Here is a 13,662-nt window from a genome sequence, read left to right as displayed (position 1 = left end):
GACCGTGCCGAGCCCGCCGGAGTCTATTGATGAAAAGCCTGCAACGAGCCTGGCACCGCCATTCGCCCCAATTGTTCCTGGGCGAGCTTCTCGAGAAACGCTGGATGGAGCCGATCATTCCATTCACACTCACGATCGCGGTATTCCTGGCTTTCGCGGTGATGATCCCGCGGTACCTGACGGCGGGCAGCCTTCAGGAGCTGATGCGAAATTTCGCAGAGCAGGGGATGGTCGCCGTCGCGATGGCATTTTCTGTGCTGTCCGGCGGCATCGATCTGTCGGTCGGCGCAGTGTTCGCGATGTCGAACTTCCTCGCGCTCTATTTGTATCTCATCGTCGGGCTGCCGTTGCCCGTGACGATCCCGCTTATCGTCCTGTTTGGCGCGGCGATGGGCGCCATCAACGGCGGGCTGATTGCTTACGGCAAGACCCGGCCATTCCTGACGACGCTGGTCGTCCTCATTATCGTTCGCGCCGCCTATAACAAGGTGACGGTGGCGTTCACGAACGAGCTTGCAAGCATCGACAGCGGCTCCAGCGCATGGGATTTCATCGGATCGGGCAGAGTTCTCGGTATTCCCTTCAACATGCTGGTGTTGATCCTGCTTGCCATCGGAACGCACTTTTTTCTCACCCGCGTCAAGCCCGGCGTCCACATCATGGCGGTCGGATCGAGCCGCAAGGCGGCGCGGCATGCCGGCGTCAACGTCAAGCGCGTGCTGTTTTCGGCGTATGTGATGTCAGGGGCGATCGCGGCACTGGCGGGAATCCTTTATGCGGCGCGGCAAAGCAGCTCGGGCACCGACACGGGCGTCGGCTGGGAGATCAACGCGCTCGCCGCGGTGGTCCTCGGCGGTATCAGCCTCGCCGGCGGCCGCGGCACCATCGCGCGCGCCGTCATGGGTGCAGCGATCATTTTCATGCTCACCAGCGGCATGGTGCGGCTCGGGATTTCCGGCAACCTGACGACGGCCATCATCGGCATCATCCTGCTGCTCGCGGTCGGCTTCAACGTGAAGTGGGTCAAGAACAAGGGCAAGGTGCTGCAAAAGGTCTATGTCACGCCAAGCTGGGTTGATTTCGAGCCGCCGCCGTCGGTCGAGCGCGGCAGCGGTACGCCGTTCGCGGAGAACGATCGCCTGAAGAACGCGGAAGCAATCGCGCTCAACATGATCGAAGGTCCCGAGGACATCATCCTCGATCGCAAGGACAATCTCTACACCGTCAACCGCAACGGTTCGATCATTCGCTTTCTCGCGCCGGATTACACGGTCCGCGAAGAGTTCGCGCGGATCGGCGGCCGGCCGCTCGGGTTGGCATTCGATCGGGATCAGAACCTCCTCGTCTGCATCGCCGGCATGGGTGTGTACGGCGTCAAGCCTGATCGATCAGTTTTCAAGGTCACCGACCGCACGACGCGCACGCGTACCCGCCTCAAGGACGATTCGCGGCTCTACCTCGCTGACGATCTCGACGTCGCGCCCGATGGCAAGATCTATTTCAGCGAAGCCTCGACGCGCTATGAGCTGACCGATTGGGCGCTCGATGGCTTCGAGGGGCGCGGCAACGGCCGGCTGATCTGCCACGATCCGAAAACCGGCATCACCAAGACTGTTCTTAGGAACCTGACGTTCCCCAATGGCATCTGCATCTCGCATGACGGCCGGTCGGTACTGTGGGCGAGTACGTGGCTGTGCCAGATCAACCGCTACTGGATCGCCGGCCCGAAGGCCGGCACCAGCGAGATCCTGATTGATAATCTTCCGGGCTATTGCGACAACATCAACCGCGCCTCTGACGGCAGATACTGGCTCGCCTTCGTCGGCCTGCGCACGCCGGTCTATGACCTTGCGATGCGCAATCCCGTTTTCCGCACCCGCATGGTCAAGCAAATCCCGCCGGACGAATGGCTGTGCCCGGGGATCAATTACGGCTGCGTGGTCAAGTTCGACGACAACGGCGTCGTGACCGAATCGCTCTGGGACCCAGGCGGGCTTTCGCATCCGACCATCACCTCGGTCCGCGAACACAAAGGCTACCTCTATATCGGGGGTCTCGAGAACAACCGGATCGGGCGTATCCGCCTGCCGGACGCTGATCCGACCTGGGAGGCGCACAAGTCCTATTGGGGAGGGGCCTGAGCCATGTCTCTGCTTGGCGATATCGTCGATCGCGTGCTGTTTCCGAACCGGGAGCTTCACGGCATTCCGGTGCTCGACGGCGCTTTCTCCCCGAACCAGCGGCTCGACGGCGCCCGCCAGCTCGGCGCGGAGATCGAGCGACCGGACGACATCGCGCTCGGGCGGGACGGTGCGCTCTATGTCTCGACCGGCAACGCTGTCTTGCGCTGCACCGGGGACGATTTCGACAAGCGCGCCGTGTTCGCGACCCTTGACGGTCCCGTCGGCGGACTCGCCTCCACGCCGGATGGCAGGTTACTCGCTTGCGTGTCCGGCGTCGGGTTGGTGGCGCTTTCGCCAGTCGGCAAGATCGTTGCGACGCTGGAGAGCGTCGGCGGTGAAAAGGTTGCCTGTCCCTTGTCGGTGACGGTCGCCCCGGACGGGGCGATCTACCTGACCGACGGCTCGCGCAACAACCGGCCCGATCTCTGGCTCACCGACCTGATGCAAAACCGGGCCCCGTCCGGCAGACTGATCGTTTGTGATGCCTCGCTCGGTGGGGCGAGCGTGCGCGCCGATGATCTCGCGTGGCCGCTTGGGGTTCTCGTTTCCAGTGATGGCAATGAGGTGTGGGTCGCCGAGTCCTGGGCTCATCGCCTGACCGCCTTTTCGCGGGCGGGCGGCGACAAGCGCGTGATCGTCAAGAACTATACCGGGTACCCGGCGCGTCTCGGCCGGGGGGCGGATGGTGAGGCCTGGATGGCCTTCCTCGCACTTCGCACGCAGCTGACCGAGTTCGTCCTACGCGAACGGGCGTTCTGCGAAGAAATGATGCGGACAGTACCATCTGAGCTTTGGATCGGTCCCGCACTGGATGGTCGCCTCAATCCGCGCGAACCGACCCAGATCGGCCGCATCAAGAAGCTTGGCATCCAGAAGCCGTGGGCACCGCCGCGATCGTACGGCCTCGTTGCGCGGCTGGATGCCAATGGCATGGCCACGGAGACATTGCATAGCCGAGTCGATGGTCGGGTCCATGGCATAACCGCCGTCCGCCCGATTGGCTCTCGCGTGCTGGCGGTGTCCAAGGGACGCGATTGCCTGGTTGAACTGCCGCGTGGTCGCGGCGCGCAGGAAGGATGAGCGTCATGCCGGCGGAACAACAGGCGGGTACCCCGCTGCTGCAAGTCGTCAATGGCAGTAAGGTCTATGGCGGCCTGCATGCGATCGACGGTGTCAACTTCGATCTGCGGCCGGGCGAAATCCACGCCCTGCTGGGAGAGAATGGCGCGGGGAAGTCGACGCTCTGCAAGGCGATTGCAGGCGCAATCGTCCTGACCTCGGGCGACTACTTGATCGGCGGACGCAAGGTCTCGTTTGCCTCACCAAAAGAGGCGCTCGAAGGCGGTGTGGCGATGGTCTACCAAGAGTCCAGTCTGGTGCCGTCGATGACTGTTGCACAGAATCTCGAACTCGGCATGGAGAAGTGGATTACCGTTTATAGCAAGATCAATATTGCGGCGACGCAGTCGCTGCAATCGATGAACTTCAATGTCGATCCGCTGGTGCTGGTCGAGAATCTCGGAACGGCCAAACGGCAGATGGTCGAGATCGTACGTGCCGTGCGCCACAACGCCCAGGTCTTCATCTTCGATGAACCGACCGCGTCGCTTACGCCCGAAGAGACGCAGCATCTGTTTCATCTTCTCAATACCCTGAAAGAGAAGGGTGCCGGGATCATCTTCATCTCGCACGCGTTGGAAGAGGCACTTAACATCGCCGATCGCATCACCGTGCTCCGCGATGGCAAGCTCGTCGCCACGGTGCCCGCCAAGGACGTCACTCGTGACTCCCTCGTGCGGATGATGGTTGGCCGCGAGGAAACGGCAGCGCAGTACGCAACCCATGGCGCCGATCCGGATGCGCCAAAGCCCGATGCGCGGCGTGGCGAGAAGGTGCTTTCGGTCGAGAACGTGACGATGGGCAGCATCGTGAAAAACATGTCCTTCTCCGTGTTCAACGGGGAAGTCGTCGGCATTTTCGGACTGGTCGGGGCAGGGCGGTCCGAGATCGCACAGATCGTCAGCGGCGCACGCAAGCGCAATTTCCTGCGCGGCGGGATGATCTATCTGCGGGACAAGCCGATTCGCTACCGGGTGCCGCGGCAGGCGGTGCGAGACGGAATCGCCTATATTACTGAGGATCGGAAGGTCGACGGTTTCTTCGAAACGATGACGGTCGATCAGAATATCTATCTCGGCTACCTGTCGTCACCGCGCATCAGGCGATTCTTCTACTCCGCGCGCGAGATGAAGCGCATTGCCGATCGATGGATCTCGGCGCTCTCCATCTCGGCGCTGAAGCGAACCCTGAAGATTGTGGAATATTCCGGCGGCAATCAGCAGAAGGTCGTGGTGGCGAAGTCTCTGGCGCAGGAACCGACAGTGGTCATCTTCGACGAGCCGACGCGAGGCGTCGACGTCAGCGCCATTCCGCAGATCCACCAGGCAATTCGCAGGCTGGCGGGCGAGAACAAGGCGGTCGTCGTGATCTCTTCCTATTTGCCGGAGATCCTGGCGATCTCGGATCGGATACTGGTCGCGCGCGGCGGGCGTATCGTCGAGGAAATGACGCGGGCCGATGCGACCGAAGACAAGATCATGTACGCGGCCATTCATTGACAAGGAGGGCCTTTCATGAGTGCCTATCAGCGGACTCCCCATTGGAGCGACGCGACGCGCGACGCCAATGACGACGATCCGGATGGCGGTCGGCTGATGAGCGAGCGGATCGCAAGCGAGATCCGTAGTGCGGTGTTGAGCGGGGAGATGCGGCCGGGCACCCGGATCCGGCAGGAACTTCTCGCGGCGCATTTCGGAGCGAGCCGCATTCCCGTGCGCGAGGCGCTGAAGCAACTCGAGAACGAGGGGCTGGTCGTGATGGCGCCGAACCGTGGCGCCTGGATTGCCGACGTCAATTCAGAGGAGTCGATCGAGATCTACAAGATCCGCGAGGCTGTCGAGCCGCTTGCCATCGGCGAAAGCGTACCAAACCTGACCGACGAGGACATCGAGGCGCTTGACCGCATCGTGCGCGAACTCGAGCAGGTCACGACGCTCGAGGAATACATCCAGCTCGATCGGGAGTTTCACCTGCGCACCTATTCGCGCGCGCGGATGCCGCAGCTGCTGGCGATGGTCGAGCGCTTCTGGAACAGCACGCAGCATTTCCGGCGGCAATTCGTCAGCGAAACCTATGCCAAGGACGGGTTTCCGTTCTCCGATCCCCAGCACGTCCTGATCATGGATGCGATCCGGGCGCGCGACGTCGACGCCGCGCAGGTGCTGGTGCGCCTCCACATCCGGCGCACCCGCGTTGTCATTCAGGCGAAGGAGAGCGGGATGGCTCAAGCGCCCCTTGCGAACCGCGCCGTGTCGCCGAACGTGCGTCTCGGCTCGGTCTACCGAGGAAAGAGGTCCAATGACTAGCTTCCGGAGCACCGAACCAGTCCGCGACAGGATGATGATGGCGGCCGGCTGCCGGAACGGGACGGCCAGGCGCGGCAGCCGGCGCCGTCGCGATCGCACCGGCAACGGGCGGCGAGAATGATTGCCGATTCCGATTCCGCCTCGCGCGCCCGCGCCTATGAGGAAGCCGCAGGCCGGCTGCGGGCACAGCTCGGGGCTATGCCTGTCGTTCCTCCCAATCACATGAGGCTGACGGCGCTCGATCTGTTTCGTGCCGCGCCGCGCGAGGCGCCGGCACTATTCTATTTCGATGCGACTCAAGACTATGGCGATATTGACCGGTACAGCGACCGGCTCGCCGGCGCGTTTGCGCGCAAGGGAGTTGGGCGGGGTGACCGGGTTGCCGTCATTCTTCAGAATGTGCCGCAATTCGTCATCGCCAGCGTGGCGGCCTGGAAGGTCGGGGCCATCGTCGTCAGCCTCAACCCGATGTACCGGACGCTGGAGCTTCAGAAGCTGTTCAAGGACTGCGAACCCAAGGCGGTCATTTGTCACGATGATCAATGGGACAATGTCGTCCCGGCGGCCAGCTTGGTCGATCCCGAACTGCTGCTCTGGACCGCCGCCCGTGAATTCCAGACGCGAAACGATGGCCGCGTGCTGCCCAAGGCGGGCCAGGCGCCGCAGGCTCATGCGCTGCACACGATCCTTGCCGGGGATGCTCCGGCCCCTCCGCCGCCGGTTCTGGCCTCCGACGACATTGGTCTGCTGCTCTACACGTCGGGAACCACGGGCGTTCCCAAGGGCGCGATGCTCACGCATCGCAATCTGGTGGCGACGGCGCTGATCTGCCGTGATCATTTCGAGCTGAACGGCGCGTCGCGGATCTTCGGCGTCGCGCCCCTGTTCCATATCACCGGCTTCGAGATCCAGATGGTTGCGGCCTTCGCCGCACATGCCGCGATGGTGCTGACCTATCGTTTTCAGCCGCGGGTGGCGCTCGATGCCTTCCTTGAATGGCGGCCGACATTCATTGTCGGGGCCATCACCGCGTTCATCGCGCTGATGAACCAGGCGGAGGCGACCAGCCGCCATTTCGAGAGCTTTGTGCATCTTTATTCCGGCGGCGCGCCGATTGCTCCCTCGGTCATTGATGCGTTCGCGAAGCGGTTTGGACGGGCGATCCGCAGTTCCTATGGAATGACCGAACTGACGTCAGCAAGCCATCTTGCGCCCAACGAAGGTCGAATTCCCGTCGATCCCGAGTCAGGTGCGCTGTCGATCGGTAGGCCGACGCCGGGCGTCGACGCGATTGTCGTTGACGACGAGCGCCGCCCACTCGGGCCGGGCGAGCATGGTGAGGTGGTTGTGCGCGGTCCGGGCGTGATGGCTGGCTACTGGAGAAAGCCCGCGGAAACCGACGAGGTGCTGACCAATGGCTGGTTGCACAGCGGCGACGTCGGCTTTTTTGACGAGAGCGGCTGGTTCTACCTCGTGGATCGCAAGAAGGACATGATCTCCGCTTCCGGCTTCAAGGTCTGGCCGCGCGAGGTGGAAGACGTGATCTACGGCTTTCCGGGCGTCCGTGAGGCGGCCGTCGTCGGCGCCGCCGATCCCTATCGCGGCGAGACGGTGGTGGCGTTCATCTCCGCTCAACCCGGCGCCGTCATCGATATCGCCGCGCTCTCGCGCTTTTGCCGCGAGCGATTGGCGGCATACAAATGCCCCGTCGAGATTCGCGTGCTGGACGATCTGCCCAAGACGGAGTCCGGAAAGATCACCCGAAACACGCTCAGGGACGGACTGCGCGGCCAGTAAGGAGAATCCCAGATGGATATCACGCAAAGCGAACGGAGCAGGGAACTGGCCGAGCGTATCCAGCGCTTCATGACGGAGCACATCTACCCGAACGAGCGCCGATACTATCAGGAGGCGGAGCGGCTCGGGCCCTGGGCCGTGCATCCGATTGTCGAGGAGTTGAAGCCGCTCGCACGACAAGCCGGCTTGTGGAACCTGTTTCTGCCCGCTCACGAGGATGGGCTGACGAATCTCGAATATGCACCGCTGTGCGAGATCATGGGACGTTCGCATCTCGCGCCCGAGGTGTTCAATTGCAGTGCGCCGGACACCGGCAATATGGAGACGATCCTGCGCTATGGTACGGAGGCGCAGAAGGAGCGCTGGCTGAAGCCGTTGCTTGCGGGCGAGATCCGTTCCTCGTTTGCGATGACCGAGCCCGATGTAGCCTCCTCCGACGCGACCAATGTCGCCAGCTTGATCGTGCGAGACGGCGACCACTACGTAATCAACGGCCGCAAGTGGTATACGACCGGTGCCACCGATCCGCGATGCAAGATTATCATCTTCATGGGGCAGACTGATCCTGACAATCCGGATCGCCATAAGCGTCAGTCGATGATCCTGGTACCGAAGGATACGCCTGGGGTGCATGTCGTCCGCTCGCTGCCGGTTTTCGGGTTCTATGGCGTGCCTGATCGCGCATCCGAAGTGACCTTCGCCAATGTGCGCGTACCGGCCGACAACATGCTGCTGGGCGAGGGACGCGGGTTCGAGATCGCGCAGGGACGGCTTGGACCCGGGCGCATCCATCATTGCATGCGGTTGATCGGCCTCTCCGAACGCGTGCTTGAGCGAATGTGCCGGCGAGCGTTGAAACGCGTCGCGTTCGGCAAGCCTCTCTCCGAGCAAGCGGTGACGCTCGAACGGCTCGCCGAAGCGCGCATGAAGATCGAGCAGGCGCGGCTACTGACTCTCAAGGCGGCCTATATGATGGACACGGTCGGCAACAAGGCCGCGCGGCAGGAAATCGCGATGATCAAGGTCGTCGCGCCAAACATGGCGCAGAAGATCGTTGACTGGGCGATACAGGTTTTCGGCGGAGGTGGAACCAATAACGACCATTTCCTCGCGGCAGCGTTCGCGACGACACGCTTGCTGCGACTAGCCGACGGCCCCGACGAGGTCCATCGCAACCAGATCGGCAAGCTCGAGTTGCGACGTTGGCTAATTTCCGATCCTGCACGGACCGGCGGCGGCGCCGATCCCTTGTCGCCCGACGAATCGGAGGCCTCGTCCGAGGGCGGGTTGTGGCCACGCCCGAACAGCTGACGTAGATGCCGCGACCAATGTCCGGCGCGCGTGCGATATTCGAAGCCACGAACTTCAGTATTTCGACGCGTCCATAAACACTGGGGCTTGTCTGAAGACAGAGCGCAGCTGCTGAACTTGTTGAAGGTCTTGTCTGCTTTCAGATAGGTTGTTTGTCTCTCGTGCTGAGCTAGGAGCGCTTTTCGAGCCGCGGCCGGGGCCCTTCGGTGATGCGGAACCGGGACAGCACGTCGGTGCGAATGGTGCCGCGGAGGATCTTGCCGATTCCGTTGCGCGGCAATTCGTCGAGAGCAATCAGCAGGCGCGGGCGCTTGTAGTCGGTCATGCTCGATACCACGCGATTGACGCGCTCCTCCCAGCCTGGTGCGGGATTCTCGATCGCGGCCAGAATGACCTCGCCCCAATAATCTGATGGAATGCCGACGACTGCGACCTCCGATGGCTGCAGCGCTGGCGCGAGCAACCGCTCGACCTCTTCCGGCGCCACCTTGTAGCCGCCGGACTTGATGACGTCGGCGCTACGGCCGGTGAGGTGCAGCCGCCCTCCGGCATCAATGTAGCCGAGATCGCCGGTTTCATGGAATTCATTCGGCGCGAGCGCGCTGAAGCCGTCGGCGGTGCGATACCCGGTCATCAGGTGTTGTGCATGAATCAGAACCTCGCCGTCGTTGCCCGCCGCGGCCGGCCGTCCTCGCCGCGGATGACGATCTCAACACCAGGAGCGGGCCAGCCGACGCAGGCATCGTCGCCTCCGGATGCATACCAGGCCTCGGTCTCTTCGGCATCGAGCACCGTGATCGGATTGAACACCTCGCTCTTGCCGTAGGTGACCCGCACCACGGGGCCGAACATCTCCCTGACGCGCGCGTAGAGCGTGGGCTTCAGCACCGCCGTGCCGCAGAAGATCGTGCGCAGTGACGAGAACTGGCGCGTGCCCGCGGCAGCCACGATCTTTGCCAGCACGGTCGGCGGCGCAAACATGGCATCGCATGTGCCGCGCGCGAGGATATCAAGCACGCGCGGTGGGTCGACGCCGTCGAGCAGGGTCACGGCCGCACCTGACGAAAGATAGGCATGCGTCATCAAAGAAGAGCCGTGGGAGAATGGCGTCATCAGCAGGACATTGCTGCCGGCAGTCGGGCGGAACGGCAGGTTTGCGCGCAGCAATATGTTGGCCGTCCAGCGGCCAATCTGGCTGTGAACCGCACCTTTCGGGCGTCCGGTAGTGCCGGAGGTGAAGACGATACGCGCCGGCGCGCCGCCGTCGACCCGCGGAAAGCCGGCCGGATCCAACACGGTCTGCTCGACGCTTTCGACCTCCACGAGGTCAGGACCGCCGGCAGGGGTTTCGGTCGCGAAGGCCGCGCTGGTGACTAACAGGCGAACGTTGGCTACCGCGAGGCAGTAAGCGCGTTCGTCGCTGCTCAGCGCAGGGTTGATCGGTACTTCGACCGCGCCCGCCAGCATGACGCCGAACGTGGCCGCAACAGCGTCGGCGCTGTTGCGGAACAAAGTCGCCACGGCATCTGTCGGACCGATCCCGGCCTGCATCAAGGCATCCGCAATGCCGGCAGCTTTGGCGAACAATTCCGCATAGGACTTCGTGCCGGCGGCGTCGACCACGGCCGGCCTGTCGCCGTAGCGGAGCGCGAGTGCGGAGAATTCGCCGGCCCAATGGATTGATCTCGATGACATGCTCGAACACTCCGTTGAGACGATTCGCCTGCTAGCCCGCGCCATAGACCAGATTGGGCAGCCACAGCGAAAGCTGCGGGACATAAGTGATGATCGCAAGGCACAGTAGCAGCAGGATCAGGAACGGCAGGACGCCGCGCACCACTTCGGTGACCGGCGCCGTCGAAATCGTTGCAAGCACGTAAAGGTTCAATCCGACGGGGGGATGAACCAGCGCGATCTCCATGTTGTGGGTGAACACGATCGCGAAATGGACGGGATCGATTCCGAGCGGTTTCAGCGCGGGCGCAAGGATCGGCATCACCACCAGCAGCGTGGCGGCGACCTCGAGAAAGCATCCGAGCAGGAGCAGCAGCACGTTGATCGCGAGCAAGAATTGCCACGGCTGAAGCTGGTGGTCGAGTGTGAACTTTACAAGTGAAGCCGGGATGCCCGAATCCGTCATCCAATGGCCGAATGCCAAGGCGGTCGCGACGATGATCATGATCGTCGCGGCGCTCTTGATCGCCTCGGCGATCACCTCGATCGTCTGGCGGACCTGAAAGCCGCGATAGAAGAACAGGCTGACGAGAAGCGCCACCGTTGCCGAGACCGCGGCTGCTTCGGTGACGGTCGTCAGGCCGCCGTAGATTCCGACCATCACGATAAAGGGTACACAAAGTGCGGGCAGAGCATTGAGGCTCATCCGCAACAGTGCGGTCCGCGGCACGGCCGGCTCGCGCGGCAACTCGGAGTTGTGCGAGTAGTAGAATACCCAGCCGAAGAACATCGCTGCCTGCAGCAGCCCGGGCAGAATACCGGCCAGGAACAACCTTGGCACCGATTGCTCCGCGATCAGTCCGTAGAGGATCAGCGACAGGCTGGGCGGAATAACGATGCCGATCGTGCCGGAGGCGCCGACCACGCCGAGCGCGAAATGACGGGGATAGCCGCGTTCGATCATCGCCGGCACCAGAATGGTGCCCATGGCGAGCGCAGTCGCAACTGAAGAGCCGCAGATCGCCGCGAACAGGGTGCAGGCGACGACCGTGACGAGACCAAGCGAACCTCGCAATCGTCCAAACCACGCGATCGCGACGTCGACCAGCGCCTTGGCGACACCGCCGCGCCGCATGAAGGCGGCGGCCATCACGAACAGTGGTAAGGCCATTAGCGTACTGGAATTCATTTCATCGGCGATCTTCTGCGCGATCGCTACCAGAGGCTGGTCGCTGAAGCCGAACAGGACTGCCGCGCAGAGGCCCAACACCAGAAAGATCGGCGTCCCAGCGCAGAGCAGCCCGAAGAACATCAGCAGGAAAAGCATCGTCCACATCGCGTCGGTCTCGTTGGTTGCTCGACCTGAAGCGTCCCGATGCGGGACCACGACGGTCAGTTTGCCGATGGCAGATTTCGGTCATCAAGACGGCTGACGTCGTCGACGCTCAGTGATCGTGAACGGCGATGACCATGGTGGCGGGATCGAAGCGGAAGACGAGCAAATAAAGCTTGATGACGTAGCGCAACAGCATCAGCACGGCGCCGATCAGGATGGCCGAGTAGTAGATCCACATCGGGAATTCGAGGCCCGTGATGCTGCGCTCGTCGAGACTGCGGGCGACGTCGGCAACTTGGAAGCCGCAATAGGCGAGGCCGCTACAAAACAAGATCGCGACACAGCAGTTGAATGCCTCGACCCATCTTTGCCCCTGCGGCGGCAACAGTCGCAGGACGACGTCGGGCCTGACATGTCCGTCGGTCCGGACCAACTGGCTGGACGCCAGAAACACCGCCCAAACCGTCAGATAGACCACTACCTCCTCGCCATTGATGAAAGCGAAGTTCTTGTTCACGTAGCGGCCGATGACCTGAGCGGTCCCGACCGTCAGCGCGGCGGCACCAAGAACTCCTATCAACAGGAGTTCAAGCCTGTTCCAGAGCTTCATCATGGGAGGCAATCAATGGCCGATGGTCGTTACATCCGCCTGCACCTGCTGCAGCAAGGCGGGCGAAATCCGCAACTCCTTCGCGATGCCGTCCTGCAAAGGCAGCATCTTGGCGCGGACCTCAGCGAGCGCGCTCTCGGACGGCGAAACGAACACGATGCCGTTCTTCTCCAGAGTTTGGCGTGCCTCGGTCTGAGCCTCTTCCATGCTCTTGCGGTAGGCCTGGATGTTCTCCTGCCAGAGGTCGATGACCAGCTTCTGGAGATCCGGCGGCAGCTTCTTGTAGAAGCTCTCGCTGATCATCGGCACGTAGAACCCGACGAATTCGCGATCCGCAAAGCCATACTTCACGCCGGATTCCCAGAGCTTTGCGCTGGCAAGGCTTTCATCGGTCGAGCTCAGCCCGTCGAACGAGCCTTGCGACAGCGCCAGGGGAACGTCCGGCCATGCCGTTACGTTTGGTGACGCGCCGAAGAATTTGGCGCGCGCCGACTGTCCCGCTCCGCCGGAGTTGCGGATCTTCATGCCGGCCTGATCGGCAAAGTCGCGGATCGGCTTGTTGGTGCTGTAGGTGTTTTGATATCCGAGCTGCAGCCAGCGGCCGAGCAATTTGACATTGAGCTTGCTCTCGAGTTCCTTGTTGATGATCTCGCCGATCTTGCCGTCGGCAGCAGCGTAGACCACCGGATAGGGCTGTCCGAAGAATGCCGGCAGTTGGAAGACGTCTGCATCGGGGACGAAGCCGGTCAGCACCCAGGTGCCGGGGATCGCCATTTCGACGGCACCCTGACGCAGCGCCTTCACCACGTCGCGGTCGCGAAACAACTGGCCGCTGTGGAACAGCTCGGTCGTAATGCGCCCGCCGGATTTTTCCTGCAGCTTCTTCAGGTAGTCGGCGGCAGACAATGTCCGTCCGTGTGTCGCCGACGTGTCCACCGAAGCCCGCAGCTTGAACAGAGGTTCACCTGCTAGCGCTCCCTGGCTCAACTGAATCGCAAGCACGGCAAGCACGGCCGTCACGGCGCCTCGCATCATCGAGTTTCTCCCCTTTGCCGTCGTCTTCTGTCCGCGACGGGCCACGCAAGCTACCGGGCAGGCCAGGTCGATTCAAGTGGAACGTTTCATCGGTTCGAATGATAGGTAGAAGGGAGTCGTTTGGACTTCTGGCATATTGCCGATTTTTTGGTATAAACATCCATTATTGTTGATGTTTTTGGTGCGTTTGGAGCGGCGGTCCGCTTTTAGCATAGCTGATCCGCCCTATTTTTGATGAAACGTTTCATTGACAGCCCGGGCTCGGCGCGCCTAACGTCCCGACGCCGAGCG

Annotated in this window: 11 protein-coding genes; 6 read left to right on the top strand and 5 right to left on the bottom strand. The window is 62.4% G+C overall.

The features are described 5' to 3' along the window. Window positions 1–29: 29 nt before the first annotated feature. The 6 genes from J6500_RS09395 to J6500_RS09370 all read left to right on the top strand — a co-directional run bounded on the left by J6500_RS09395 (window position 30) and on the right by J6500_RS09370 (window position 8,716). Window positions 30–2,141, top strand: coding sequence for an ABC transporter permease (locus J6500_RS09395; RefSeq protein WP_225712413.1), 2,112 nt, complete (start codon window positions 30–32; stop codon window positions 2,139–2,141). A gap of 3 nt (window positions 2,142–2,144) precedes the next feature. Then, on the top strand, window positions 2,145–3,263 hold the full coding sequence (locus tag J6500_RS09390) for an SMP-30/gluconolactonase/LRE family protein (RefSeq protein WP_225712412.1): 1,119 nt from the start codon (window positions 2,145–2,147) through the stop codon (window positions 3,261–3,263). Further along, on the top strand, window positions 3,260–4,801 hold the full coding sequence (locus tag J6500_RS09385; protein ID WP_225712411.1) for a sugar ABC transporter ATP-binding protein: 1,542 nt from the start codon (window positions 3,260–3,262) through the stop codon (window positions 4,799–4,801). Before J6500_RS09390 ends, J6500_RS09385 begins: the two co-directional genes overlap by 4 nt. A gap of 15 nt (window positions 4,802–4,816) precedes the next feature. After that, window positions 4,817–5,608, top strand: coding sequence for a GntR family transcriptional regulator (locus tag J6500_RS09380; RefSeq protein WP_225712410.1), 792 nt, complete (start codon window positions 4,817–4,819; stop codon window positions 5,606–5,608). Between the two features lie 117 nt (window positions 5,609–5,725). Next, on the top strand, window positions 5,726–7,405 hold the full coding sequence (locus J6500_RS09375; protein ID WP_225712409.1) for an AMP-binding protein: 1,680 nt from the start codon (window positions 5,726–5,728) through the stop codon (window positions 7,403–7,405). Window positions 7,406–7,417: 12 nt separating this feature from the next. Continuing rightward, entirely contained in the window at window positions 7,418–8,716 is a 1,299-nt protein-coding gene (locus tag J6500_RS09370) for an acyl-CoA dehydrogenase family protein (protein ID WP_225712408.1), read from the top strand. Between the two features lie 169 nt (window positions 8,717–8,885). Here the strand turns inward: J6500_RS09370 and J6500_RS09365 are convergent, their stop codons facing one another. From J6500_RS09365 to dctP, 5 genes are all read right to left on the bottom strand, one after another. Further along, entirely contained in the window at window positions 8,886–9,350 is a 465-nt protein-coding gene (locus J6500_RS09365) for an AMP-binding enzyme (protein WP_376707784.1), read from the bottom strand. A gap of 17 nt (window positions 9,351–9,367) precedes the next feature. Next, window positions 9,368–10,339, bottom strand: a complete 972-nt coding sequence (locus tag J6500_RS09360) for a class I adenylate-forming enzyme family protein (RefSeq protein ID WP_376707783.1) — start codon at window positions 10,337–10,339, stop codon at window positions 9,368–9,370. 103 nt (window positions 10,340–10,442) lie between these two features. Then, window positions 10,443–11,726 carry a TRAP transporter large permease gene (locus J6500_RS09355; protein WP_225712407.1) on the bottom strand — a complete coding sequence of 428 codons (1,284 nt, stop codon included), beginning with the start codon at window positions 11,724–11,726 and terminating at the stop codon, window positions 10,443–10,445. Between the two features lie 109 nt (window positions 11,727–11,835). Further along, window positions 11,836–12,339, bottom strand: coding sequence for a TRAP transporter small permease (locus J6500_RS09350; RefSeq protein WP_225712406.1), 504 nt, complete (start codon window positions 12,337–12,339; stop codon window positions 11,836–11,838). 9 nt (window positions 12,340–12,348) lie between these two features. Beyond that, window positions 12,349–13,371 carry a TRAP transporter substrate-binding protein DctP gene (dctP, locus tag J6500_RS09345; protein WP_225712405.1) on the bottom strand — a complete coding sequence of 341 codons (1,023 nt, stop codon included), beginning with the start codon at window positions 13,369–13,371 and terminating at the stop codon, window positions 12,349–12,351. Window positions 13,372–13,662 lie beyond the last annotated feature (291 nt).

The organism is Bradyrhizobium semiaridum (assembly GCF_020329505.1).
Lineage (GTDB): Bacteria > Pseudomonadota > Alphaproteobacteria > Rhizobiales > Xanthobacteraceae > Bradyrhizobium > Bradyrhizobium semiaridum.
This window is presented reverse-complemented; position numbering and strand designations above follow the sequence as displayed.

What these genes read in the sequence shown, in the direction of transcription:
- dctP (WP_225712405.1), bottom strand. Translation starts at nt 13,371, where the DNA reads ATGATGCGAGGCGCCGTGACGGCCGTGCTTGCCGTGCTTGCGATTCAG.
- J6500_RS09370 (WP_225712408.1), top strand. Translation starts at nt 7,418, where the DNA reads ATGGATATCACGCAAAGCGAACGGAGCAGGGAACTGGCCGAGCGTATC.
- J6500_RS09390 (WP_225712412.1), top strand. Translation starts at nt 2,145, where the DNA reads ATGTCTCTGCTTGGCGATATCGTCGATCGCGTGCTGTTTCCGAACCGG.
- J6500_RS09355 (WP_225712407.1), bottom strand. Translation starts at nt 11,726, where the DNA reads ATGTGGACGATGCTTTTCCTGCTGATGTTCTTCGGGCTGCTCTGCGCT.
- J6500_RS09380 (WP_225712410.1), top strand. Translation starts at nt 4,817, where the DNA reads ATGAGTGCCTATCAGCGGACTCCCCATTGGAGCGACGCGACGCGCGAC.
- J6500_RS09385 (WP_225712411.1), top strand. Translation starts at nt 3,260, where the DNA reads ATGAGCGTCATGCCGGCGGAACAACAGGCGGGTACCCCGCTGCTGCAA.
- J6500_RS09365 (WP_376707784.1), bottom strand. Translation starts at nt 9,350, where the DNA reads ATGACCGGGTATCGCACCGCCGACGGCTTCAGCGCGCTCGCGCCGAAT.
- J6500_RS09350 (WP_225712406.1), bottom strand. Translation starts at nt 12,339, where the DNA reads ATGATGAAGCTCTGGAACAGGCTTGAACTCCTGTTGATAGGAGTTCTT.
- J6500_RS09375 (WP_225712409.1), top strand. Translation starts at nt 5,726, where the DNA reads ATGATTGCCGATTCCGATTCCGCCTCGCGCGCCCGCGCCTATGAGGAA.
- J6500_RS09395 (WP_225712413.1), top strand. Translation starts at nt 30, where the DNA reads ATGAAAAGCCTGCAACGAGCCTGGCACCGCCATTCGCCCCAATTGTTC.